This is a genomic window from Aquamicrobium segne (assembly GCF_042656785.1).
Taxonomy (GTDB): domain Bacteria; phylum Pseudomonadota; class Alphaproteobacteria; order Rhizobiales; family Rhizobiaceae; genus Mesorhizobium; species Mesorhizobium segne.
In genome coordinates this window covers 92666-117559 of sequence record NZ_JBHSLL010000003.1, presented here as the reverse complement: position 1 = coordinate 117559, position 24894 = coordinate 92666, and the positions used below count along the sequence as shown (strand labels likewise).

26 protein-coding genes and 1 tRNA gene are annotated in these 24894 nt (G+C 62.0%); 24 read left to right on the top strand and 3 right to left on the bottom strand.

All coding sequences use genetic code 11. The annotated features are described in order from the left end of the window. Positions 1-3: 3 nt before the first annotated feature. Positions 4-1116: a D-alanyl-D-alanine carboxypeptidase family protein gene (locus ACFPLB_RS00995; RefSeq protein WP_378227379.1), complete on the bottom strand. Its 1113-nt coding sequence runs from the start codon at positions 1114-1116 to the stop codon at positions 4-6. 304 nt (positions 1117-1420) lie between these two features. Between ACFPLB_RS00995 and ACFPLB_RS00990 the strand changes: the two genes are divergently transcribed. The 21 genes from ACFPLB_RS00990 to ACFPLB_RS00890 all read left to right on the top strand — a co-directional run bounded on the left by ACFPLB_RS00990 (position 1421) and on the right by ACFPLB_RS00890 (position 17263). Next, a tRNA-Gly gene (locus ACFPLB_RS00990) sits at positions 1421-1495 on the top strand. A 286-nt stretch (positions 1496-1781) separates the two neighbouring features. Next, entirely contained in the window at positions 1782-2081 is a 300-nt protein-coding gene (locus ACFPLB_RS00985) for a hypothetical protein (RefSeq protein WP_354151914.1), read from the top strand. Continuing rightward, positions 2081-2500 (top strand): PIN domain-containing protein, encoded by a 420-nt coding sequence (locus ACFPLB_RS00980; RefSeq protein ID WP_378227378.1) that lies wholly within the window; start codon positions 2081-2083, stop codon positions 2498-2500. The genes ACFPLB_RS00985 and ACFPLB_RS00980 overlap by 1 nt, the downstream gene beginning before the upstream one ends. A 189-nt stretch (positions 2501-2689) precedes the next feature. Beyond that, positions 2690-2950, top strand: coding sequence for an antitoxin (locus tag ACFPLB_RS00975; RefSeq protein WP_378227377.1), 261 nt, complete (start codon positions 2690-2692; stop codon positions 2948-2950). A gap of 279 nt (positions 2951-3229) precedes the next feature. After that, positions 3230-3529, top strand: a complete 300-nt coding sequence (locus ACFPLB_RS00970) for a type II toxin-antitoxin system TacA family antitoxin (RefSeq protein WP_378227376.1) — start codon at positions 3230-3232, stop codon at positions 3527-3529. 3 nt (positions 3530-3532) lie between these two features. After that, complete coding sequence (locus ACFPLB_RS00965; protein ID WP_378227375.1) at positions 3533-4042, top strand: GNAT family N-acetyltransferase; 510 nt, start codon at positions 3533-3535, stop codon at positions 4040-4042. A gap of 334 nt (positions 4043-4376) precedes the next feature. Further along, a complete protein-coding gene (locus ACFPLB_RS00960; RefSeq protein WP_378227374.1) occupies positions 4377-4868 on the top strand; it encodes a LexA family protein in 492 nt (163 codons plus the stop codon). 127 nt (positions 4869-4995) lie between these two features. Further along, the gene (locus tag ACFPLB_RS00955) at positions 4996-5667 is read left to right on the top strand and encodes an Abi family protein (RefSeq protein ID WP_354193232.1); all 672 of its coding nucleotides are present in this window, start codon (positions 4996-4998) and stop codon (positions 5665-5667) included. Positions 5668-5797: 130 nt separating this feature from the next. Then, positions 5798-7090 (top strand): dsDNA nuclease domain-containing protein, encoded by a 1293-nt coding sequence (locus ACFPLB_RS00950; protein ID WP_378227373.1) that lies wholly within the window; start codon positions 5798-5800, stop codon positions 7088-7090. After that, the gene (locus ACFPLB_RS00945) at positions 7087-7656 is read left to right on the top strand and encodes a hypothetical protein (RefSeq protein WP_378227372.1); all 570 of its coding nucleotides are present in this window, start codon (positions 7087-7089) and stop codon (positions 7654-7656) included. Before ACFPLB_RS00950 ends, ACFPLB_RS00945 begins: the two co-directional genes overlap by 4 nt. An 8-nt stretch (positions 7657-7664) precedes the next feature. Beyond that, positions 7665-9593 (top strand): AAA family ATPase, encoded by a 1929-nt coding sequence (locus ACFPLB_RS00940; RefSeq protein ID WP_378227371.1) that lies wholly within the window; start codon positions 7665-7667, stop codon positions 9591-9593. Between the two features lie 222 nt (positions 9594-9815). Further along, entirely contained in the window at positions 9816-10247 is a 432-nt protein-coding gene (locus ACFPLB_RS00935; protein WP_378227369.1) for a type II toxin-antitoxin system VapC family toxin, read from the top strand. A 212-nt stretch (positions 10248-10459) separates the two neighbouring features. Further along, positions 10460-11422 carry an ArdC family protein gene (locus tag ACFPLB_RS00930; RefSeq protein ID WP_378227367.1) on the top strand — a complete coding sequence of 321 codons (963 nt, stop codon included), beginning with the start codon at positions 10460-10462 and terminating at the stop codon, positions 11420-11422. Further along, the gene (locus ACFPLB_RS00925) at positions 11419-11790 is read left to right on the top strand and encodes a DUF2958 domain-containing protein (protein WP_378227365.1); all 372 of its coding nucleotides are present in this window, start codon (positions 11419-11421) and stop codon (positions 11788-11790) included. Before ACFPLB_RS00930 ends, ACFPLB_RS00925 begins: the two co-directional genes overlap by 4 nt. A gap of 54 nt (positions 11791-11844) precedes the next feature. Continuing rightward, positions 11845-12186: a hypothetical protein gene (locus tag ACFPLB_RS00920; RefSeq protein WP_378227363.1), complete on the top strand. Its 342-nt coding sequence runs from the start codon at positions 11845-11847 to the stop codon at positions 12184-12186. A gap of 105 nt (positions 12187-12291) precedes the next feature. Continuing rightward, entirely contained in the window at positions 12292-14445 is a 2154-nt protein-coding gene (locus ACFPLB_RS00915) for a ParB/RepB/Spo0J family partition protein (RefSeq protein WP_378227362.1), read from the top strand. Between the two features lie 84 nt (positions 14446-14529). Then, complete coding sequence (locus ACFPLB_RS00910; protein WP_378227360.1) at positions 14530-14835, top strand: hypothetical protein; 306 nt, start codon at positions 14530-14532, stop codon at positions 14833-14835. 387 nt (positions 14836-15222) lie between these two features. Beyond that, a complete protein-coding gene (locus ACFPLB_RS00905) occupies positions 15223-15387 on the top strand; it encodes a hypothetical protein (RefSeq protein ID WP_009451523.1) in 165 nt (54 codons plus the stop codon). Between the two features lie 201 nt (positions 15388-15588). Further along, positions 15589-16146, top strand: a complete 558-nt coding sequence (locus ACFPLB_RS00900) for a hypothetical protein (RefSeq protein WP_378227359.1) — start codon at positions 15589-15591, stop codon at positions 16144-16146. 63 nt (positions 16147-16209) lie between these two features. Beyond that, entirely contained in the window at positions 16210-16626 is a 417-nt protein-coding gene (locus ACFPLB_RS00895) for a hypothetical protein (protein ID WP_378227358.1), read from the top strand. After that, positions 16619-17263: an antitoxin of toxin-antitoxin stability system gene (locus ACFPLB_RS00890; RefSeq protein WP_378227357.1), complete on the top strand. Its 645-nt coding sequence runs from the start codon at positions 16619-16621 to the stop codon at positions 17261-17263. Before ACFPLB_RS00895 ends, ACFPLB_RS00890 begins: the two co-directional genes overlap by 8 nt. Before the next feature lie 6 nt (positions 17264-17269). Here the strand turns inward: ACFPLB_RS00890 and ACFPLB_RS00885 are convergent, their stop codons facing one another. Both ACFPLB_RS00885 and ACFPLB_RS00880 read right to left on the bottom strand, forming a co-directional pair. Continuing rightward, positions 17270-17659, bottom strand: a complete 390-nt coding sequence (locus tag ACFPLB_RS00885; RefSeq protein ID WP_378227356.1) for a type II toxin-antitoxin system VapC family toxin — start codon at positions 17657-17659, stop codon at positions 17270-17272. Beyond that, positions 17646-17921, bottom strand: coding sequence for an AbrB/MazE/SpoVT family DNA-binding domain-containing protein (locus ACFPLB_RS00880; protein ID WP_378227355.1), 276 nt, complete (start codon positions 17919-17921; stop codon positions 17646-17648). The genes ACFPLB_RS00885 and ACFPLB_RS00880 overlap by 14 nt, the downstream gene beginning before the upstream one ends. A gap of 187 nt (positions 17922-18108) precedes the next feature. Between ACFPLB_RS00880 and ACFPLB_RS00875 the strand changes: the two genes are divergently transcribed. From ACFPLB_RS00875 to ACFPLB_RS00865, 3 genes are all read left to right on the top strand, one after another. Beyond that, entirely contained in the window at positions 18109-22455 is a 4347-nt protein-coding gene (locus ACFPLB_RS00875; protein WP_378227354.1) for a strawberry notch-like NTP hydrolase domain-containing protein, read from the top strand. After that, positions 22455-23501, top strand: coding sequence for a DUF7146 domain-containing protein (locus tag ACFPLB_RS00870; protein WP_378227353.1), 1047 nt, complete (start codon positions 22455-22457; stop codon positions 23499-23501). Before ACFPLB_RS00875 ends, ACFPLB_RS00870 begins: the two co-directional genes overlap by 1 nt. A 323-nt stretch (positions 23502-23824) precedes the next feature. Beyond that, positions 23825-24760 (top strand): DUF2493 domain-containing protein, encoded by a 936-nt coding sequence (locus ACFPLB_RS00865; protein WP_378227352.1) that lies wholly within the window; start codon positions 23825-23827, stop codon positions 24758-24760. Positions 24761-24894: the final 134 nt, after the last annotated feature.

Below are 24894 nucleotides of genomic sequence, written 5' to 3'. Positions count from 1 at the left end.
GGATCAACCACCTTGCGAGGCGTTGGCAAATACTGGAGGTGGCAGATCCGGGCGCCAGCCCGGCACGGGCACATCAGCATATTCCACACGTCCGATCATGGCTTTTGGCACTGGCCCTGTTGCACCGCCAAGGTCAACGGTGACCAGTCTGGGATTGGTCAGCTTTTGCTGATAGATGGATTTTTGCGCATTTTTTGGGCCGGTTGAGGCTTCTGACTGGCTTGCCGCATCAGCCGGTTTGCAGATCACGGGGCGCAGATTGGTTGGTGTTTGCATATCGCCATAAGGCACCAGTGATGCAATGGTGGCGCTGCCCTGGCCTTGCGTGGCAAAACCGGCATCAAGCAGCTTTGCCACCGCCTCTGCACGGGTAACGCCGTTTGTTTCGCCAAACACCACGGCTGCCAGAGTGCGGCCGTTGCGGGTGGCGGTGCCAACCAGATTAAAACCGGATTCGCAGACAAAGCCGGTTTTCATGCCATCTGCGCCCGGATAACGGCCAACCAGAAGATTGAAATTGGGAATTTGGGTCTTGCCAAAAAGCAGCCCTTCAATGGTGTACCAGTCATTATATTGCGGAAAATCACGGCGTATTGCGCTCACCAGCAGCGCCATGTCGCGTGCGGTTGTATATTGATCAGGCGAAAACAGCCCATTGGGATTGACGAAATGTGTGCCGCTCATGCCCAGACGGGCAGCTTCAGCATTCATGCGTGCAGCAAAATCGGCCTGCGTGCCGCCAATATTTTCGCCAATCGCCATCGCCACATCATTGGCCGACTTGATCATCATCATCTTCAGCGCATTGTCGAGACGCATGATCTGCCCGGTCTTGAAGCCCATTTTGCTGGGCGGCTGTTTGGCAGCGTTACGGGTCATGCGAATGGGCGAATCAAGTGCTGCTTCACCTGCTTCTATGGCGCGAAAAGCAACATAGGCTGTCATCATCTTGGTCAAAGATGCAGGATACCAGCGCTTGAAGGCATCTTCATGGGCCAGTACCTTGCCGGTGTTCAACTCAAACAGCAATGTCGGGTTTGCAGATGCGGTAGCTGAAAGAGCACCAAGCCCGATTGCGCTTGACAGCGCCAGTTTCACAAAACGTCTCGTGGTCATGATAATCAAAATACCCTGTGCCATGTCCGGCCTGGCCCCGGGTCATCAAGGCTGCACGTCATAATTGTGCTGCCCGTTCCCGGCTGCTTCAGCAGGTGCTATTTAATCTATATGATAACAACAAGGCAAAATGCATATTTTTTGGAATTGCCATTTGTTCATTTGCAGTTGAGGAAATCATGTCGCCTTGAACCTGCTGCTGAAATGCAGGAAAATGTAGAAAGCTGAAAAAGCCTTCTTTTGCCTGTTGCAATTGGTGAGGTCTTAAGCCATATAGGCGCGGCTTGCAGTAAATGCTGCGCGAGCGGGTGTAGCTCAGGGGTAGAGCACAACCTTGCCAAGGTTGGGGTCGAGGGTTCGAATCCCTTCGCCCGCTCCAAAAATAAGCAATGATTTCAAGCATTTAACAAGCGCCCTACGGGGCGCTTTTTGCTTCCCCGGCCCAACTTCGCAAAGCGGGGAAGCAGGGGGGAAGCACGAGGAAGCAAATTCCAGCGTGCCGCAGCGCACAATCGGCGACCCGCCAAGGCCCTGCCGTTCCGCTCTCTTCCGCAAATCGACCACCGATTCGACTCCCTGCGTTTCGCCGACTTCGCGCGGCAATGCGACGTTGCGTGCTTCGATTTCTCTGGTTATATTACTGGAAATATCTCTGGAGATCAACCTTGGGAAGCTCGCAGCGCCGTGCAATTCAAAACTATCGCTCTCGCCTCAGTGAGAAGGGCCTTGTGCGCTTCGAGGTGCTCGGCCGTGACTCCGATCGCGACCTTATCCGCTCACTCGCCAAACGTCTTACCGAGGACACGCCCGAAGCCTCGCGGCTCCGTACTGCCGTCAGCAAAAGCATGGCCGGTGACGAATCAAGGAAAGGCGGCATCCTCGCCGCACTGCGCCGGTCCCCGCTTGTCGGGGCTGACCTTGATCTCACGCGCTCCCACGAGGCCGGGCGGGATACCGACATTTGATGCGATACCTGCTCGACACCAACGTTATCAGCAACATCACCAAGCCGTCACCATCGGAATCGCTCCTCGCGTGGATGGCCGATCAGAATGACGACGACCTCTACATCGCGTCGCTGACGGTCGCGGAAATCCGACGCAGCATTCTCGAAAAGCCGGCAGGCAAGAGACGCAACGATCTGGAAGACTGGTTCTGCGGCCCCGAGGGTCCGCAGGCGTTGTTCGCCGGTCGTGTTCTGTACTTCGACGAGCCCGCCGCCCTGATCTGGGCGCGCTTGATGACCGACGGAAAGGCCGCTGGCCGACCTAGAAGCGCGATCGACACGATCATCGCCGCAGTGGCCGAAGCTAACAACTGCGTTGTCGTCACGAGTACCGGGAAGGACCTCGCTGGCGTCGAGTTTATCAACTCACTTCGTTAACGGCGGTGCGAAAAGTATTCCCCGCCGGGTATTGCAGGCGTCAAGAGTAGTCCATTGCAGCATTGAAATTTCGTGTCTGGCTTTTGTGGATGACAGGTCAAGATGTGTGCAAGCGCACACCAGAGAGCCTTCCCGTGTCAGCCGACCAGAGAGACGCATAATACGGCTGTATATCTACAGGAGGTCGCCATGTCCCATATTGCCAAGGTCTTCCGGGCCGGCAACTCCCAGGCCGTCCTGCTGCCAAAGGATTTCCGCTTCACCGTCGATGAGGTCGAGGTCACGCGCGAGGGCGATGCCGTGATCCTGCGCCCGAAGTTAGGTACGGCTGGACGTTGGGCCTCGCTGCGCGCGGCGATCGACCGGGGCTTCAGTCCCGACTTCATGGCGGACGGCAGGGAGCAGCCAAACGAACAGCACCGTCCCGATCTCGACCCAGCGTTTCATTGATCTGCGGACTCTTCGACATCAACGCGGTGATCGCGCTGGTGAGGCACCTTTCGGAAGCGCTTCTGCGCAGGGTCGAATCCACAGAGACGGGTTCGCTGACCATCTCTTCCGTCGTTGCCCATGAGCTCCACTTCGGCGTCTATTGCAGCCGTATCGGTTTCCTCCCGCAGTCGTGGAACTAACCGAGCGCAAACGTCGACGCTTTCAGGCAGCAGACGACAGCTAGTGTATTGCATATTGCACTACGATCCACTATTCTCTTTCCAATAGGAGAGCGCAATGGCTACCACAGCTGGACGTAAGGAACATCCGATCTCGATGCGTCTGCCCGAGGCCGACATCGCGATGATCGATCGTGCGGCCGGCCTACGAGGCCGATCGCGTACGGATTTCGTGCGCGACGCGGCCGTGCGTGCGGCCGAGGAAGTGCTGATGGAGAACGGGCTCATCCGTATGACCTCGGAAGGCTTCGCTGAATTCATGGCAGCGCTATCCGGTGCGGGAACGCCGGTGCCCGAATTGGTGGAAGTGGCAAAGCGTCCGGCCCCGTGGGAATCCGGCTATACGGCCAAGCGCTAAGCCGTGGCGATTTCGGCGCCCGAGCCTCTCACCGCAGCTCACGACGTTTCGGAATTCAGCTGCGGAAAGCCGACGCTGGACCATTGGCTCAGGACTCGCGCCCTTTCCAATCAGGAAAAGGGCTTTACGGCCGTCCTAGTCGTTCATGAAGTTGGACGTGTCGTCGGATACTATGGTCTTGCGCCTACGGCCGTTGTTCCGAACGTGCTGCCACGCTCCATCCGTACCGGCCAGCCGCCAGATCCTGTTCCCTGCCTGCTGCTCGGCCAGCTTGCGACCGATATCAACTGGGCCGGACGCGGGATCGGTACCGGTCTCCTGAAACATGCACTCGAGCGCTGCGTTCATGCAGCCAGCCTCGTAGGCGGCCGCGCGCTCATGGTCAACGCGGTCGATGACGAGGCTGCCGCCTTCTGGCGCCGGCGAGGATTCCTCCCGTCCCGAGACGATCCACTCGTGCTGCTCCGCTCGATCACCGATGTTGCTGTATCTTTGGCAACGCTCGGCCGGTGAGTGTCAACGGTGGATTTGCGCCCTATTTCGGCCATTCAGGGTACCGTCGTGGATTCCTGAAAGCTGCCGGTCCGCTGCAGGGTCTATCATAGGGTGTTTGCGCTCTGCGAGGTAGGTGAGTTTCCTAGCCTACGGTGGGTGCGCCTCCTGACCCAGGTGGGGCCCAGAACCTGTCCACTAATTAGGATCACGGAATTAGGGCTATTCGGTAACAGCGGAAGCACGGTAGGCACGTCGGTCAGAAATTTAGCCCACCTCGTCCTCTCCGACCTATTGCGGTCAGTGGCGGAGCGTCCTTATCTGTCGGGCACCACAACGAATCTGAGTATTTTCCATGACCATGCCCAACACAGTTGTCCCGTTCCCACCCAAGAGCGAAGACGAAACCCCCGGCAATTTCGAGAAGATCTGGGGGAAGAAGGTAAAAGGCCATGGATACGCTGCCATTCCGAGCATCATGATCCGGGCACAGCACCGTCTTGGCATCAACACGACCCAGTTCTCGATCCTTATCCAACTCCTCGAGTATCTGAGGACCCCTGGCCGTGACCCTTTCCCGACCAAGCAGCAACTGGCCGACCGGATCGGCATCAAGTCCTCCACCGTCAAGGCCAACATGCAGGCCTTGGAGAAAGCAGGCTTCATCGAGAGGGAGCAGCACAGGACCGCGGTAGGTGACTGGGGAGCCAACACCTACCGCCTCGACGGCCTTATCGCTAAGATCAAGGCCCTTGAGCCGGACTTCACCCGGGAACGTGAGGAGAAAGAAGAGGCCCGCAAGAAGGCCGAGACCCCGAGGGGCAAGCGGACTAAGACAAAGGGTTAGACTAGGGGAATACTCGACCTATCCCCAGAAAAGAATTACCCCGGCCGCATGCCTAGGGCAGAGACGGTACCGGGGTCTACGGTTTCAATATAACCCCGGGTGGGTGAGAAATCAACCCTAGAGTGACATGGACATGGAAGCAGCCATATACCCCGGCCTAGAGTCCACCCTCTCAGCAGACAGGTTCGGTACCTATCTAGGGTGGGCCAAGCAGGACCGCAACCGCGCCCTTGAGCTCTACACCCTCAACGCGGCCCTATGCGAGAGCCTCTACACCCCCCTGCACATGCTCGAGGTGGCACTGCGCAACCGCATCCACCAAGTGATGAGCGGCACGTACGGGGAGACATGGTATGATCTTGAGGCCTACCAGAGCAACGACGTCCAGGTCGAGATGCTCCAGAAGGCCCGAGAGGACCTTGCCGAGAAGGGCAAGCACGAGACCCCAGGCAGAATGGTGGCATCCCTCACCTTCGGCTATTGGACTGCCATGCTCGGCAAGGAATACGAGGACCTCTGGCAGAAGACCTTGAAGGACATAGCACGGCGCGAGGATGGTAAGGGTCTCAGGCGCAAGGATTTCTCCACCCCCCTTGGGCCGATCCGCATGCTACGCAACCGCATCGCCCATCATGAGCCAATCCTCTACTGGAATCTGCCCAAGCACTATAGCGCCATCCTGAAAATGACAGAGTGGCTTTCGCCGGTCGCGGCCGCATGGTGCCGGGACTGCTCGCGCTTTGAAGCCCTCTATCCAGAGCAAGGCGTGGAGCTTTTCAAGGGCGAGGCGGCGGGATGAAATGCAAGGCCCGCACCCTTCAAGGAACTAAATAATCCACCTGCGTTAACTTCGATGGCAAGCAAATGCCATTCGTCCATCGCAGCAACACCCATATTCCATACTTGCAGCTCGGCTCTGATAGGATAGCATGCGCAATTGGTGGGAAATTGGGCTATGCATTGACGTTGTGAAATCTCCCGATCTGGTTCTGGATAAAGCTGATCCCGGTGACGACGTCTCTGCACGTTTTGACTATCAGCATACATATGCTGCGATAAACGCAATCCGCCTCATTACCGGAGAAGGAGACTGCGTTGAGATTATCTGCGAGAATCACGAAGATTTCCTGGTAAAGAACGGTGCCGGGAAGTTCATTGGTACCCAGATTAAGACCCGCAAGATTACGCTCTTGCCCTTCAAGGCTGGCGAGGAACAGGTCACGAATGCTCTTGGGAAATTTTGCCTGCTGGACCAGAAATTCCCTGGCTGTTTCGAAGGCTTCGACTTCACGACCAACCATTCCTTCTGGAAGAATGAGCAGTCGCTGAACAACCTCCCCTGGCTCCTCGACTCGCTCCGGCAGCGGGGCGGCATCAAAGGCCTGCGTGAGAACAATCCGCTGCGCCAATATGTCGAAGGGATCGCTGCCAGTACCGGCCTCAGCCCCCAGAATGTCGCTGCCACCCTTGTAAGGACGACGATTCGGGGTCACGAAGCGGAAATCACCCATATAGGCAGCAACCTGCAGGAGGCACTTTGCGAGTGTCCCGGCATAGAGGAATTGCCATATGCCACGGTCGCCGCGATTGCAAAAGCGCTGGTCCAACTCGCGCGAGAGGCGTCGGCCAAGACGCTACGGGGAGCGATAACGGAGTTGTTCGCTCCAGGAACCGACCTGAAGCAAGCGGTCGACGACCAGCTTCTCGCCGGGAAGCGCATCTGCAAAGACGACGTTCTCGCTGTCATCGACCGGTTCAAAAGCGGCAGCAAGCCATACGAAGATATCAACGTCTCGACGCTGGTAACGCCCTCTGATGCGCCTTCCGATCTAGTGATCGCGTTCCGTAAACTAGCAAAGGGCGGCGTCGAGGCCGGCCGTGTCACGAACATCGCGGATCGTGTCCGCTCCTTCGAGGCGTTGTTCCTCGAATGGAGCCGGAAGTACGGGGCGGACGAGGCAACGAAGCGCTACAATAACGTGCTCGCGGCGGTGCAATTCGAAGCCGCCGAGGCGCATGCCGGTGCCGAGAAGGGCGGGGAGCCTTACGGTTCGGCGATGTTCGGCGTGCTTGCCGAACGCCTGATGGCGCGCGCCAGGGACGATCGTGATCAACTCCACGGTTGCCGCCCCGAGCATCTGATCGGCGCCGCGGGTCTTCTCACGCAGCAATGCAAGACGTGGTGGTCGCCGCACTTCAACGCAGCCGAGGACGCGCCATGAGCTTGGACCTCGTCGAGATCGTCACCGCGTTGGACAAGGACGAGGACGTGCACCTTGCCCGCATCATCGTCCTGCTTAAAGCTTTCTCGCAACCGGACGCCCCGGCGGCGATCGAAGGCATCACCAAGCTGGCGAAACTCGATTTCCTGCTCCGCTATCCGTCATGCTTGGAGAAAGCCCTTATCGCGCGCGGGGTTTCCGCCAAAAACATTCCGGTGGACGACTTCGAACGGCTGACCATCGAAGCGCGGATGATACGCTACCGCTACGGCCCGTGGGATCACCGGTATCGCCGCTTCCTCAATATTCTGGTGGCACGCCGCCTCGCAGTCGTACGCACCGACGGGCGCACAATCCACATCGACCTTACTCCGCAAGGGGGCGATCTCGCGGAGAAGCTGATTGAATCGCCGGGGTTCTCGCGAGTTTATGAGCGCGCAGTGCTGTTGAGGAAGCATCTCAACCTGAAGGCGCGCGCGCTGATGGAATTTATCTATGAACAGTTCCCGGAGCTGACATCGCTGGAGTTCAACGAAGGGATCACGTTTACAGGGGACGCCCGATGAAACTGCTAATGGAATCCCTTGTCCTGCTCTGCAAGCAGAGCGAGGAGCGCGTGCATTTCGGCCGACGGATTTCTTTCTTCCACGGTGAGATGTCCACCGGCAAATCCACGATCGCGGAACTGATCGACTATTGCCTTGGTGGCTCGCTGCAAAAGACGCCCGCTATCCAGAGTGAGCTTGTCGGAGTTCAGCTTCAGGCGGTCATCCGCGATACGGCCCTGCTGATCGAGCGCAACCCCAACACAACCACCTCGGTTGAGGTGAGTTGGGAACGTGACGGCGAGGCCGGACGCGAGAACCTGCCCCTTGCTGCCGGCGAAGTGCCCATCGTGGGCGACGAGATTTACAACTACAGTGATTTTCTCCTGCGCACCCTCGGCATGCCGGTGCTGAAAGTCCGCAAGCGCAAGGACGATCCGGAGTCGGCCCTCCAACGCCTGAGTTTCAGGGATTTCTATAAATTCTGCTATCTCGACCAGCCGGACCTTGATTCCAGCTTCTTCCTGCTCGACCAGCCTATCCGGCAGGAAAAGTCCAAGGATGTGCTGCGCTACGTTCTGGGCTTCCACAGCGACAGGCTGAATGAACTACAGGCCGAGCTTTCGGAAACCCGGCAGGAACAGCGCACGATGCGCGAAGCGGCCAGGCAGATCGACGAGTTTCTCCATCGGTACGGCTTTGCGTCGAAAGCAACGATCGAGGCCGAGATCGACAAGCTCAACGACGAGGAGGAGAAACTCGATCATGAGATTGAGAATCAGGGCAGTGACGATCTCCCCGCTTCGACCGTCGCCGAAGAGGATCAGGCGCTGATCGGCGGACTTTCCGATGCCATCGCATCGAAAACAGCAGCGATCGCCGATATCGAGCAGCGCCTAAAGGAACAGGAATCGCTCATCGCGGAATTCTTGGCAATGAAATTCAAGATCGCCCGATCCTCAACCGCCTCCGAGTTGCTGAAGGGCGCGGCGTTTCATGCCTGTCCGGCCTGCGGCACGGAGGTCAGCCGGAAAAGCGACGCAGCGCATTGCGTGTTGTGCAAGTCAGACCTCGCGGAAGCGCCCGGCGGATTTGAAAGCGATAGCGCCGTGATGGAGCGCGACCTGTCCGACCGCATCGACGACCTGAAACGGTCCGTGCAGCGCCTCAAGAGATCGCACGACCGGCAGAACGAGGAACTGGGCGGTCTCACGACCCGGCGCGCCGATGCGCAGCGACGCGTGGATGCTGCCCGCAGGCAGGTGGAGTCAGAATATATGAAGCGCGCCCGGCGACTTGAGAGCCGGCGTGGCGAGATCAGGGAACGGCGCCGCCTTCTGGTGCGCATCATGGGCATGCCGGGCGAAGTCGAGGCCAAGATGAAAGAGGCCGACGCGCTGTCAACGCGCATCAGCGAGCTTGAGCGGAATATTCAGACCGAACAGGGCCGGTTCGATGCCGGACGGAAGAATGTCGATGCGCTGGAAAAGAACTTCCATGCGTTGCTTCGCGCCATCCATTTTCCGGAGATCAAGGCGGACGACAAAGTCTTCCTGAACCAACGTACCTGGTTTCCCTACGTGCATCCGAAGGGCAATGAATCCCTTGCCTGGACGTACAGCGATGCCGGCTCCGGCGGTAAAATGGTGCTCTTTAAGATATGCTTCGCACTTGCGCTGCACCAGACAGCGGCGCAACGGCATCTGCCGTTACCAAGATTTATCGTCATCGACTCACCGATGAAGAATATCACGCCGGACATCAATCCGGAGATATTTCAGAATTTCTATACCGAGCTTTATCGGCTGTTAGATAACGAGCTTAAGTCGTGGCAATGTATCATGATTGACCAGACATTTTTTGAGCCGCCAGAAACACTTGACGACCATCTGGAACGCCGACTAACTCAAAATGACCCAGATCATCCGCCGCTAATACGCTACTATCACGGTCATTGACTGCATATCGATCAAACTAGCCGCGTTTGTCCGCTCACTCGCCAAATGTCTTACCGAGGACACGCCCGAAGCCTCGCGGCTCCGTACTGCCGTCAGCAAGAGCATGGCCGGTGACGAATCAAGGAAAGGTGGCATCCTCGCCGCGCTGCGCCGGTCCCCGCTCGTCGGGGCCGACCTCAATCTCACGCGTTCCCACGAGGCCGGGCGGGATACCGACATTTGATGCGATACCTGCTCGACACCAACATCATCCGCAATGTCACCAAGCCGTCACCATCGGAATCGCTCCTCGCGTGGATGGCCGATCAGAATGACGACGACTTCTACATCGCGTCGCTAACCGTCGCGGAAATCCGGCGCAGCATTCTCGAAAAGCCGGCAGGCAAGAGACGCAACGATTTGGAAGACTGGTTCGGCGGCCCCGAGGGTCCGCAGGCGCTGTTCGCCGGCCGCGTTCTGTCCTTCGACGAGCCCGCCGCCCTGATCTGGGCGCGCTTGATGACCGACGGGAAAGCCGGCGGTCGGCCGAGAAGTGCACTCAACACCATCATCGCTGCCATTGCCGAAGCCAATGGATGCGTCGTCGTCACCGACAATGAAAAGGACTTCACCGACGTCGAGATCATCAATCCGATGCACGGCCCAACGATCTGAAGAAACGCAGGCGGGTCCTGGCCACCTGCGGTTCTCACCTGATGTGATAGTGCGGCAGGCTTCGAGTTTGCTGGTGTTCACGCTCAACATTGTGAGCGGGACGCTGCCCGTCACCAGGCCAATCGCCGATAGAGTTGAGAGTGCGGACGGGTTTGCCGTGACGGGTTGAAGGCTGGGAGAGAGGCTTCCGGCGCCCGTCGCGGAGAACCGCAATGTCCAGACATGATCGCAGCGTTCGCACCGGCTCGAACCGGGCGAACCTTTATGACGAGATCACCACCAAAATCATCGCCGAACTGGAGGCCGGTCGCGTGCCGTGGGTGCAACCCTGGGGCACGTCGGCTGCCAAGGCGCCACTCGGCCTGCCAAAAAACGCCGCCACCTCCCGGAGCTACAGCGGCATCAACGTGCTCATCCTTTGGGGCGCCGTCATCGAGCACGGCTTTCCCAGCCAGGGCTGGCTCACATTTCGGCAGGCGCTTTCGCTTGGGGGCAATGTCCGCAAGGGCGAGCACGGCACCACAGTCGTCTATGCCGACCGCTTCACCCCGGAAGACGAGAAGCGTCGTGCCCGCGAGACCGGCGACGAGGCCCATGCTATCCCGTTTCTGAAGCGGTACACGGTATTCAACGTAGCGCAGTGCGACGGGCTACCCGACGACATCGCGAGGGTCGCACCGCCGCCACCGCCCGGCCTGATCGAGCCGCGAGTCGAGGCGCTGATAAGGGCGACGGGCATCGACTTCCGCATCGGCGGCAACCGGGCCTTCTACGTCCCGTCCCAGGACTATGTGATGGTCCCGCCGCCGCAGGCGTATTTCGAGCCGATCAACTGGCACCGCACGGCGCTGCACGAGTTAGGTCACGCCAGTGGCCATCACAGCCGGCTGAACCGTGACCTGTCCGGCTCGTTCGGGACCAGGCTCTACTCGGTCGAAGAAATCACAGCCGAACTGATCGCGGCCTACAGTTGCGCTGCGCTCGATATTGTGCCGACCGTACGCCACGCGGATTATATCGGGGCGTGGCTTGAGACGCTTCGCGAAGATTCGCGCGCCATCGTGCGTGCCGCCTCGCAGGCGAGCAAGGCGGCCGACTGGCTGCTGTCCTTCCTGCCGGACGACGAGCAGCTTCCAGCCGAGCCCGAGACCGCTATCAACAGGAGGGCAGCATGATCCTCCTGACGGACGAGCTGCGCGCGCAGCTTCTCGCCAACGGCCGCCAGCGCGACACCGATCATGTGCCGGTCGTCAAATTCTTCAACCCGCTTGGCGCCGGCGTCTGGCTCGCGACCGAACTCGATGCCGACGGCGACATCCTCTTTGGCCTGGCCGATCTCGGCGAGCCGGAGCTTGGCTATTTCTCGCTCGAGGAGATGGCCTCGGTGCGCCTGCCTTTCGGGCTCGGCATCGAGCGCGACATTCTCTTTTCGGGCGACTTTCCGATTTCGGTCTGGGCCGAGGCTGCGCGGGAAGCCGGCAGCATCCGGAGTGCCGAACGGATCATCTATGCCGCGGCGCGTGCGCGGCGGGAGGGCGCCTGATGCGCTTCCGCCGCTGGCATAGACCCATCTCACCTGACGATGGAGGACAGCGTGATGATGCCTCCTGATCGTTTGCGCTCGCTGCTGGCGCGCATGGAAGACGCGCTTGCGGTTGCGCGGCGCAATCTCGCGCTTGCCGAACGCGCACTGAGCAATCGCGCCGAGGGCGAGACGATTCGTCTGCGCCCGAAATCCCGGCACTACCACCGGCGTATGAGCCGCTGGACAGGCGCCGACGAAGCGGAATACCGACGAGTGCTGAATCGCCTCATGGCAGTCGCGGGGCCGGATCTTGAACGGCTTCGGCGCAAGATCGACCGGCAGGAGGCGGCGATCCTCACGCTGCGCCGGAAATACCGGGTGAATGCGGAGCGCCCGCAGCGCTTCGACTGGTAGCGTCGCGCGCGCGGCCCGGTCGAGAGTGAGAGAGAGGCTGGGGGATTTCGTGACGGGTTGGAAGGTCGAGAGAGGGTCTCGGCCGCCCGTCACGGAGAAACCACCATGGCCAAAGCTGCCAGGAAGTCGAAGAAGCCCGCCACCGCGATGATCGTCTTCTCGCGCTCGCGTGACATTCCCTTCAATCGCATCCGCCTCTCGGACAGCAATGTTCGCGAAACCGACGTCGAGGCCGGTCTCGACGACCTCACCCACGACATCGACCGTCGCGAAGACATTGTGCAGGGCATCAATGTTCGCGCCATCCTCGACGCCGACGGCAACGAGACCGGCGATTTCGAGACCCCGGCCGGCGGTCGCCGCTTCCGCGCGATCGCGCGTCTGGTCGAGGCCGGACGCTTTTCCGCCGATGGCCTCGTTCCTTGCCTCGTCAAGAAGGCCGACGCCAAGACCTCGGCCGTCGACGACTCGCTCGCGGAAAACATGCTGCGGCTCGGCCTGCATCCGCTCGACCAGTTCCGGGCATTCAAACGCATGTTGGACGATGGCATGACGAAGGAGGAGATCGCCGACGCCTATCGCACCACGCCGCGCTACATCACGCAGCGTATGCGCCTGGCTTCGGTCTCGCCGACACTTCTGGAAGTCTATGCGCGCAATGGCATGCCGCTGGCGATGCTGGAGGCGTTTACCGTCAATCCCGATCACACCCGCCAGGAACAGGTCTGGGAGGCTGTCCAGCGCTCCTATAATGTCCAGCCCTGGCAGGTCCGCCAGCTCCTGACCGAGACCACCGTTCCGACCGATGACAAGCGCGCGCGCTTCGTCGGCGTGGACGCCTATGAGCAGGCCGGCGGCACGATGCTGCGCGACCTCTTTTCCGAGGACGACGGCGGCTGGCTCGAAGACGTGGCGCTTCTCGACCGTCTGGTCTCGGAAAAGTTGAAGGCGGTTGCCGATGACGTGGCGGCTGAGGGCTGGAAGTGGATCGCTGTCGATACCAGCCATTCCTATGGTTACGACAACGGCCTTCGCGAGATCACTGGCAGCGTCGTCGATCTCACCGACGAGGAGCGCGCTGCTCGTGAGGCACTGCGCAACGAATACGACGATCTGGAATCGGAATATTCCGAGCATGACGAACTGCCGGAGGAGATCGATCGGCGGCTGGGCGAGATCGAGGCCGCTCTGGAGGACTTCGAAAAGCGCCCCAGCGTCTATGATCCTGCCGAGATTGCCCGCGCCGGTGTCTTCGTCAGCATCGACCGCGCCGGCGAGCCTGTCATCGAGCGTGGCTATGTCCGGCCCGAGGACGAGCCGGCGACCGACGCCGGGGATGGCGAGAACGAAAACACCGTCGTCGCCGGAAATGACGGTGAGGTGCACCGCGCCGTCATCACCGTCGGCGGCCAGCCGGTGGAAGCCGAAGAGGACGATGAGAACGATGGGATCAAGCCGCTGCCGGAACGGCTGGTCGCCGAACTGACGGCCCATCGCACTGTCGCGCTTCAGGAGGCGCTCGCCAACAATCCGCACGTTGCGATGACGGCGCTGCTCCACCGCATGGTGATGGAGCGCTATCACTACTCAGCGCCGACCGGATGCCTTGAGATTTCCGTTCGCCAACGCTACTTCCCCTCGCAGGGCGCAGATCTCAGCGACAGCCCCTCGGCCAAGGCGATCGGCAAGCGCTTCGACGCCTGGAAGACCGATCTGCCTTCCGACGAAGCGGCGCTCTGGGACTGGATCGCTGCGCTTGACGAGGCGAGCCGCATGGCGCTTCTCGCCCATTGCGTCAGCTATGGCGTCAATGCGCTTTACGAGCGTCCGAACATCCACAGCGCCTCCGGCATCTCGCAACACGGCCTCGACCGACGCCTTGCCGGGGCCGACCGGATTGCCCGCGCCACCGGCTTCGATATGGTGGTCGATGCAGGATGGCGGCCCACGGTCGAAAACTATCTCGGTCGCGTGACCAAGCTCCATATTCTCACGGCGGTTCGTGAGGGCGCAGGCGAACGGGCGGCCCAACTCATCGACCATCTGAAAAAGGGCGACATGGCCAAAGAAGCCGAGCGCCTCTTGGCCGACACCGGCTGGCTGCCCGAACCGCTGCGCCTGGTCGATCTCGATGGTGATGCGTCCGCCGACACCGATGGCAAGGTCGAGGCTTTGCCCGCCTTCCTCGCCGGTGATGATGATGAGGAAGCGGCCGCTGAAGACGAAGAAGCCAGGCAGCACCTCGTCGCCGCGGAATGACCCTCTGGGGGCGGCGCGGACCGCCCCGCATCATTTTTCAACTCGCCCGGCCATCGCGCCGGGCATTTTTTTATGGAGACCGTCATGGCTGACCACATCGACATCGACTTCATCTTTCAGACTGACCGCGAAAATCCCCCGGCGGAGCGGTCGCTGCCCTGGGAGGAGACGCGCGACGGTGTCACCGTCGTCGTCGAGCCCAAGCCGCATTGGGCCAAGGACTTGCGGGCCTTTCGGTTCGATGCCCGCGAATATTGCCATTATGCCGACTGGACCCGGCATGGTGCGCGCGCCCGGTTTTACGGGCATATAGATACCTGTGGCGATGGTCTGCTGCTGAAGGCTCGCGCCCTGATCGTCCGCGAGATCGCAGAGGGGCTTTGGAGCTGACCATCCGCCCGGTCGAGTTCCAGTCTCACTAGCAAGCGCCATCCTTGCGACACTGTTTGGAGCTGGTTTCCTCCCCCCCCCCAGCCAGAAATACCGGTCAGGTTGAGACCGACATGGAGGAAAGGCTGGCGTGGCAGAGTATCTGCGACGGGTATCCGACATCTGTCAGATGCGATGAACCATTCCCCGCTTCCATTCGCAAACCTTGGTCCGATCCGTCTCTTCGTCAATCAACCCCAGAGGGGGTCGGCTTACGCGAGCGTGCCGCCCTCGAGGATTCGGAGGAAGTCCGAACGCCCTCGGGTGATTGCAGATCCGGTCAGACACTTCGGGCGCCTGTCGCGCGGGGGATGGTCCCCCGCCTCCCAAAGACAGGAGCCGGAACCCATGTCCTATGCAGATGCCACCGCCTTCGCCGCCAGCCTCGCCACCACGCTGATGGTCCCGATTGTCGTGTTCCAGGCCGGGGATGGAACCCACGGCGCCATGCCCGCCAACGAATTCGACGGCGACGACGAGATGGTGGAACTGGAACTCGACCCATGGAGCTGAGGCGCGAAAGCGCCTCATTCCCGCCGGCCCGGAACGCGCAGGATGCATCCGGGTCTTCCGCCATGCGATGGTTGGCCCATCGCCAGAAATGGCGCCGGAAGCGGACGCTTTCGGCAGATGAGAGGAAGAGGTCGGGCCTTTGGCCGTGACGGGTTGGATGCTGAGAGAAAGGCTCTCGGCGCCCGTCGCGGAGCAAACCAGATGAACCACATCAGCCAATCCACCTTCGCCCCGATCGGGCGGATTCTTGCAGATCGGGTGCTGCCCGAATGTCAGCGGGCGCAGAAGTTGCCATTGCGCATTTCCTGCTTTGGCGCCGTCAGCTATGCTGGAGCCACGGATGCCGATTATCGCGACCGCAGCGTCTTGCTCGGTGAGGCTGCATCGCCGGAAGGTGCCATCGCTCTTGCCGGGCTCTGCGTTTCGCGCGGCGACATCGGCCTTGGCGACGACACCGCGTTGTCCTTCGAGCCGCACCTGATTGTCATTCAGGACCGCGCGCTCGGCCTGGTCCTCGCCGGTGAAATCCGTGCCGGGATCATCCTCTGGCAGCAGCCGGTTGCCAGCGACAGCGAGGCCCGCCGCATCGTTATCGAAGCCAGCCGGCAGCGCGGCCTGGCATTCGCTGCCTCCGGGCGGAGCGATCATGCGTCGGCCAGCGCCCTGCGGTTCCGGGCGGCACTGCTGGAAGCCCGGCTGGTCGATCCGCTTTGGCGCGAGGCCGTCGCCGAGCTGCTCCATCTGCCGCAAGCAGCCTGATCCCTTTTTCTTTCTTCAATCAGCCCGGCCTTACGCCGGGCTTTGTCGTTTCAGGAGCCTGTCATGGCCGACTACTTCACCCATTTCTCCTGTCTGCTCGATGTCGGCACGCCGGATAATGCCGCTCATGCCCTCGACCTCTATAACACCCTGTCCGACGCGAACGCCGACGAAGAACCGCCTTCGGACAGCTTCCTCCTCTCGATCCAGCCCGAACATGGCGGTACACAGCTCTGGATGCGCGATGACGTCACCGGAGATCCCGAGCACGTTGTCCAATTCGTCAAACGCTGCGCCGCAGCATTCGGTCTCACCGGCCGCTGGGGCTTTCAGTACGCCAACACCTGCTCGAAGCCGCGCGTCGACGGCTTCGGCGGAGGTGCACATGTTCTTGACCTGGCCACCGGGGAAACGGTCGCCTGGACCTATACCGATGGCTGGCTCGCCGAGGTGCTGGACGGAGGCGATCCCGATGCCTGAGATCATCGAAACCACGGTCTATCGGCTCGATGAGCTTTCCGATGCCGCAAAGGACAAAGCCCGTGCCTGGTATCGTGAGGGCGGCTTCGACTACGACTGGTATGATGCGGTCTATGAAGATTTCCAACGGATCGCGTACATCCTCGGCATCCGCTTCAAGACCAGTGCCGTGCGGCTTATGGGCGGCGGATCGAGGCAGGAGCCGCGCATCTGGTTTCGGGGCTTCTGGTCGCAAGGTGATGGAGCCTGCTGGGAGGGGTTCTACTCCTACCGGAAAAACGCCTCCGCCGAGATCCGATCCTATGCGCCGCAGGACGTAAAGCTGCATGAGGTTGCCGATGCGTTGCTGGCGATCCAGCGCTGCAATTTCTACCAGCTTCGCGCCGAGGCCAGCCATCGTGGGCATTATTATCACGAATACTGCATGTCGATCTCGGTCGAGCGCGACAGTCCGACATATCAGGACATGACCGTCGATGCCGAGGAGGTCGTCATCGAGGCGCTGCGCGATCTGGCGCGCTGGCTTTATCGTCAGCTGGAGCGTGAATACGAATACCTGACTTCGGACGAGGCGGTGGACGAGACCATCACCGCCAACGACTACACCTTCACGGCGGGGGGTCGCCGTTTCGGTTGATCGCGGTCAGGGTTCGCGAATGCCCGTATATCCGGCGGCTTTCGCCGCCTTGACCAGCTTGCGGTCGAAGCTCGCGAAACCCTCGCAATGCGCCGCGCGGCCGAGATGCAGCGCATCCGCGAAATCCATTCCCGTCTCGGCAAGGTCGAGGGCGGCGGCGACGATTGCACCGTCCTCGACCGTCACGGTCGGCAGGCCGGCGAAAACCCGTAGCGCGTGGGCGATTTCTGCCGGGCGATATTCATAGGTGCTGCGCAGCACCCATTCGGTTTCGAGGATCACCGTGACGCCGGCAAAGACCGGCTGCCTGTCGATCAGGTCGCGGGCGCGCGGCGATTGTTTCGGATGGTCACCGGTCAGGTAGCGGACGACCAGATTGGTATCAATCGCGAGCATGGCGGCGCTTTGCCTCGGCCAGCACGCCGGCATCCATCTCCTCAAGCGTCTTTGGCTTGCCCTTCCAGGCCAGCATGCCGAACACGTCTTCCGGTCGCGTCTCGGCGAAGGCTGGGACTGGCTTCAGCAGCACGCCCTCCGGCGTCTCCTCGACCACGAGCCGCGTTCCTGCCCCCCATTCCCGCCGCTGGCGGATGGCGCTGGGAAGGATGACCTGTCCCTTGGTGGAGACGGTGGTGGTGAGCTTATCCGCGTTGGCCATCGGCCCTAACCTTTCATGGCGTAAGACAAACGTAAGATAACCGCTTGCGCGCCATCATTCAAGCAGTGACCGACGGCGGCCGTGCTTCCGGGTAGAGGGAGAGGAAGGCCGGGACGGGTTCGAGCCTGTGCGATCGAGAGAGCGCTGCGCGGGCTCGATCCTGTCCCGCTCTCCCGAGGTTTTTCCCATGAACATGATTTCCGTATCCGCAGCGGCATCCGCGACAGTGCCGGTTCCGCTTGCCTCCGACGCTGACATCCCTGCCTCCGTCTTCGCCGCAGCACAGATCCTTCTTCCTCATCTCGAACGTGGTCAGCGCATCGACGCAGCCACATTGCGCGGCACAATGGAGATTGCCTTTGGCGCATCCGATGCCACTGGCGCCTGGAACTGGAAGACAGCCTATGACGCCTGTGAGGCGGCAACCGTTCTTTTCCTGCGCAAATACGGCAAGGCGCTTTTCCGTAAATCCGCCTCTCCGGCAACGGTGCTGCCACAGTTCGCCAAGATTGCCGGTCTCCTGCCGACGCATACGCGCCGCTCTGAAGAGGCGCAGTCCTTCCAGCAATTCTCGACCCCGATTCCGCTCGGCCTGGCGGCCGTGACGGCGGCGGCGATCACGCCGGCAGACTGTGTGCTGGAGCCGTCGGCAGGGACCGGGCTCCTCGCCATCCTGGCCGAGATCACAGGCGGCTCACTCGTTCTCAACGAACTCGCCCAGACTCGCACCGGTCTCCTGTCTCTCCTCTTCCCGGCCCTGTCCATCTCCCGCTTCGATGCCGCCCAGATCGACGATCATCTCGAAGCCAGCCTTCTGCCGTCCGTCGTGCTGATGAACCCGCCGTTCTCGGTCATGGCCAATGTCGAGAGCCGTGTGGCCGACGCCGCCTTCCGCCATATCGCCTCCGCGCTGGCGCGTCTTGCGCCCGGCGGCCGCCTCGTCGCGATTACAGGAGCGAACTTCGCACCCGACGCGCCGGCCTGGACCTCGGCCTATACGCGTCTGCAGGAGCGCGGCCGCGTCGTCTTCTCCACCGCGATTGACGGCTCGGTCTATGCCAAGCACGGCACGACCTATCCGACACGACTCACCGTCATCGATAAGCTCCCAGCTGACGATCCTGCCGCATTCCCTGCCGCGCCCGGCGTCGCGCCCGATGTCGCCACGCTGCTCGGATGGCTCGCCGAGCATCTGCCCACCCGGCTCCCCGTCGATCCGGCCGTCGCCGTGCCCCCGGCTGCGCCAGCCGCCGCCCGCAGCGTGCGGGGCTATCTCACCCGCGCCGCCAAGGCCGCTCCCGCCCCAGCGATGGCCGAACCGGAAGGCGCGCCCCTCGACTACGAGACCGTCGATTGGTCGCCCGCGGAGGGCGACCGCATCTCCGACGCTATCTATGAAGAATACGGATTGCAGGCGATCCGTATTCCCGGCTCTCAGGCGCATCCCACCATGCTGGTGCAGTCGGCGGCGATGGCCTCCGTCGCGCCGCCGAAGCCGGCCTATCGCCCGCATCTTCCGGGCGCGATCCATGCCCTCCTGTCGGATGCGCAGTTGGAGACCGTAATCTACGCCGGCGAGGCCCATGCCGATTATCTCGCCGGTTCGTGGACGGTGGACGAGACCTTCGATCTCGTCTCCGCCGCACGCGAAGATGCGAAGAATGCCGTGCGTTTCCGGCGTGGCTTCTTCATCGGCGATGGCACCGGCGTCGGCAAGGGCAGGCAATCGGCCGCGATCATTCTCGACAATTGGCTCCAGGGCCGCCGCAAGGCGATCTGGATCTCCAAGTCCGACAAGCTCCTGGAGGACGCCCAACGCGACTGGTCGGCGCTCGGGATGGAGCGTCTGCTGGTCACGCCGCTGTCGCGGTTCCCGCAGGGCAAGCCGGTCACGCTGCCGGAAGGCGTCCTATTTACAACCTATGCCACGCTACGTTCCGACGACCGTGGAGAAAGGGTTTCCAGGGTCAAGCAGATCGTCCAATGGTTGGGCTCCGACTTCGATGGAGTGATCATTTTCGACGAGGCGCACGCGATGCAGAACGCCGCCGGCGGCAAAGGTGAACGAGGGGACGTCGCTGCGTCCCAACAGGGCCGCGCCGGCCTGCGCCTTCAGCACGCCTTGCCGAATGCCCGAGTCGTCTATGTCTCGGCAACCGGCGCCACGACCGTCCATAACCTCGCCTATGCGCAGCGGCTCGGCCTGTGGGGCGGCGAGGATTTTCCGTTTTCCACGCGGGCCGAGTTCGTGGAGGCGATCGAGGCCGGCGGGGTTGCGGCGATGGAGGTTCTGGCCCGCGACCTTCGCGCGCTCGGTCTTTATACCGCCCGCTCGCTCTCCTTCGACGGCGTGGAATACGAGCTGGTCGAGCACGCGCTGACGCCCGAGCAGACCCGCATCTACGACGCCTATGCCGGCGCATTCGCCGTCATCCATAATAATCTCGATGCAGCGATGGAGGCGGCCAACATCACCGGCAGTGCCGGCACTCTGAACAAGCAGGCGAAATCCGCCGCCCGTTCCGCGTTCGAATCGGCCAAGCAGCGGTTCTTCGGCCATCTGCTCACCAGCATGAAGACCCCGACGCTGATCCGGTCCATCGACGCCGATCTGGAGGCAGGCCATGCCGCCGTGATCCAGATCGTCTCGACCGGCGAGGCGCTGATGGAGCGCCGCCTGGCCGACCTGCCGACCGAGGAATGGAACGACGTCCGTATGGACATTACCCCGCGTGAGTACGTCCTGTTGTATCTGGAAACCAGCTTCCCGGTGCAGCTCTACGAGCCCTTCACCGACTCAGAGGGTAATCTGTTCTCGCGTCCGGTGTTCCGCGACGGCCAACCCGTCGAAAGTCGTGAGGCGGTTGCACGCCGCACCGCACTGATCGAAAAGCTGGCCAGCCTGCCGCCGGTTCCGGGCGCGCTCGACCAGATCGTCCAGTATTTCGGGTGCGATCTCGTCGCGGAGGTGACTGGCCGCTCGCGCCGCATCATCCGCAAGCCGGGCACCGGTGACATCGGCGACCGGCTCGTGGTCGAGAACCGCGCCGCCGCAGCCAATCTCGCCGAGACGCAGGCGTTCATGGACGACCAGAAACGCATCCTGATCTTCTCGGATGCAGGCGGAACCGGCCGCAGTTACCACGCGGAGCTATCGGCGCGGAATACGCGGCTGCGCGTGCATTACCTGCTCGAACCGGGCTGGAAGGCCGACGCCGCCATCCAGGGCCTCGGTCGCACGCATCGCACGAACCAGGCGCAGCCGCCGCTCTTCCGGCCCATCGCGACCGACGTCAAGGCCGAGAAGCGTTTTCTCTCCACCATCGCCCGACGTCTCGATACACTCGGCGCGATCACGCGCGGTCAGCGCCAGACTGGCGGACAGGGCCTCTTCCGACCCGAGGACAATCTGGAGAGCCATTATGCCCGCGACGCGCTGCGCCAGCTCTATCTCCTTCTGGTCCGCGGCAAGGTCGAAGGCTGCTCGCTCGACCGCTTCGAATCCGTCACCGGCCTGAAGCTGATGGATTCGACCGGCATCAAGGACGATCTGCCGCCGATCACCACCTTTCTCAACCGGCTGCTGGCGCTGACCATCGAGCTTCAAGGCATCCTGTTTGCCGCCTTCGAACAGTTGCTGAACGCCAGGATCGAGGGCGCGATCGCCAGCGGCAGCTACGATGTCGGGCTGGAGACGCTGACGGCGGAACGCTTCACCGTCACCGATCGCCAGACCATCTATACCCATCCGGGCACCGGCGCGGAAACCCGGTTGCTGACGATCACGCAGCGCGAACGCAATCGTCCGGTTACGCTGGACGATGCGCTTAGCTATCTCGACGACCGCCAAGCGAAGCTCCTCATCAACGAGCGTTCGGGCCGCGCCGCCGTCCAGATCCCGACCACCAGCATCATGCTGGACGATGGCGAGATCGAGCGGCGCGTACGGCTGATCCGGCCGATGGACAGCCACAACATCCCGGTCAGGATGATGGGTGAGACCCATTGGGTTGAAGCCGACGAGCACTCCTTCTCAGCAGCCTGGAATGCAGAAATCGCGGAGGTGCCGGAATTCTCCGACAGCACGATCCATATCGTCACCGGCTTGCTGCTGCCGATCTGGAAACGGCTTCCGCACGAATCCTCGCGCGTCTATCGCCTCCAGACCGACGAAGGCGAGCGCATCATCGGCCGCAAGGTCTCGCCGGCCTGGGCGGCCAACGCGGTAACGACCGGCGCCAGTTCGCTGACGCCGGATGCCGCCTTCACCGCACTGATGGATGGCCGCACCGTCCTCGATCTTGCCGAGGGGTTGCAGCTTCGCCGCTCCCGCGTCATGGGCGTCAGCCGCATCGAACTGTCTGGTTTCACCGACACAATGCGCGAACGCCTCACGGCCTACGGGCTGTTTCATGAGATCATCTCGTGGAAGCTGCGCATGTTCGTGCCGGTCGATGCCAATGGCCCTGTGGTTCTCGGCAAACTGCTCGACCGCTGGCCAGTGCAGCGCATCGGTGAACGGGAGGCAGCGTAATGGCCCGTCATGATGCTTCCGAACTGGCAAGCCGTCTCGGTCGCAATGCCGAGGCGGTCTGCCGCCACTACCTGTCGTCCGGCCGCCGCGCCGGACGATACTGGGTCGTCGGCGACGTTCAGAACAGCCCCGGCCGTTCGATGTTCGTGCGCCTGACCGGGCCGGAATCCGGCAAGGGCGCTGCGGGCAAATGGACCGATTCCGCGACCGGAGAGCATGGCGATCTTCTCGACGTCATCCGCGAGACGCTCGGCCTGACCGACTTCAAGGACGTCGCCGAGGAAGCGCGCCGCTTCCTTTCGCTCCCACATCCCGAACCTGAAAAGGCGAGAACGCCGACGGGCAGGACGTCAAGCAGAGCGTCGTCGGGATCACCTGAAGCGGCGCGGCGGCTCTTTGCCATGTCACAGCCAATCGGCGGCACACTCGCAGAAGCGTATTTCCGCAATCGCGGCATTACGGCTTTGCACGGAACCGCCAGCCTGCGCTTTCATCCCCGGTGCTATTACAGACCTGATGATCATGCGCCCCGGCAGATGCTGCCCGCGATTGTTGCCGCCGTTACCGATCTGGCGGGGCGGCAGACCGGAGCGCACCGCACCTGGCTCGCCCCCGACGGCGCAGCGAAAGCGGATGTCGAAACCCCGCGGCGGGCGATGGGCGACCTTCTCTGGCACGGCGTCCGCTTCGGGGTGACCGGTGAGGTGCTCGTCGCCGGCGAAGGGATCGAGACCGTGCTGTCGCCCCGTCAGGTTCTGCCCCATATGCCGATGATGGCGGCGCTCTCGGCCGCACATCTCGCCGCCATCCTGTTCCCGCCGGCGCTGCGCAGGCTCTATGTCCTCAGGGATCGCGATCCGGCCGGGGACAACGCGCGAGACAGCCTGATCGCCAGAGCCGCGAGTGCCGGGATCGAAGTGTTGGGATTGTCGCCGGTGCGTGGGGACTTCAACGAGGATCTCCGCGAAGCCGGCGCCGATGCCTTGCGGGTGGCGCTCGCCGGTCAGCTTCATCCTGATGACAGAGCGCGTTTTCTGGAGGCATGAGGGGATCGGCGAAAAAGGAGGCGTGTTGCGGTCCGTCTTTTCCTGTCGTCGCTAGGGATCACCCTGCGCTGCCTGTCGGAGAGGCCACGCACACGGCCTTCTCAAAGGGCGATCGGCCCACAAACGATCCGGGCAGGCAATGGCCGGGTTCGGGCTATTTTCCGCCGGCGGCTGCGCCACCTTTGCATCGCGACAGACAAAATAGCCCGCACCCGGTCATCGAGCCCTCGCGGGAGCGCGAGGATGCCAGCCCGGCCCGCCCGTGGGCTTTCGACGCCTGCGAAGGCCGCGATGGGCGCGGCTCCAGACGAAGGAAGCTCCCGATGATGCACGAAAACGACGATACGGGTTTCGAGCCGGTTCACACCTCTTCCCCCACCGATCATGTCCTCACCGAACTCCAGCTTTACGGCTGGCGCCCGTTTCAGGATGAAGCGGACCCGAGGCCGCTTCCCGAAGGCAACGCCGTCGCCGGCGCCGTCGCGGACATCTTCGACGCCCTGATCGCCACGCTCGGCGATACCCGCCTCGAACCCGACCTTGACGAATTGCTCTGGTCGACCGTCAATGTCTTCCATCGCGCCACCAGCCGGGTAGAGCGCGACCTGGACGACAACGAACTGGCGCAGCGCCGCCTTCAGAGGGAACAGGACGGCAGCGAGGTGAAGTCCGTCGAGCTGGAACGCCTGACGGCAGAAGGGCAGACATTCATCGAACGGCGCAACAGCATGGAACTCTTCCGCGACATCGCCGCCGAACAGTTCGAGCGCCACACCGGCACCGCTTGGCGCCCCCGCAGCGGCTCGATGGTCAACCATCGCAACCTCACCGCCGCGATGATCGACAGCCGCGACTTCCTGGCCGCGAAGCGCCGGGCCGAGACCGAGGTGATGCTGCCCCCCGGTCCCAAGGTCGCCCTGACCGGCGGTCTCGACTACAATGACCACGGCCTCATCTGGGCGAAGCTCGATCAGGTCCGCGCAAAACACACCGACATGGTGCTGCTGCATGGCGGTTCGCCCAAGGGCGCTGAACTGATCGCCGCGAAATGGGCGGACAATCGCAAGGTGCCGCAGGTCGCCTTCAAGCCCGACTGGACGAAGCACGGCAAGTCCGCGCCCTTCAAGCGCAACGACGCTCTGCTCGACGTCCTGCCCGTCGGCGTTCTCGTTTTTCCGGGGTCGGGTATTCAGGAAAACCTTGGCGACAAGGCCCGCAAGCTCGGCATCCCCGTCATGAAGTTCGACGGCGGCGCGTAAGCGCCGCCACCTGGCGGCTGTTCCAGTCGCCGATACTTGACTACTGGAGAGGTCAATGGCTCTTATGGACCATCCTTGCAGAACCGGAACAGTAGCATAGTCGCAGGCGGAGCGTATCCACAGGCAGCCTGCCG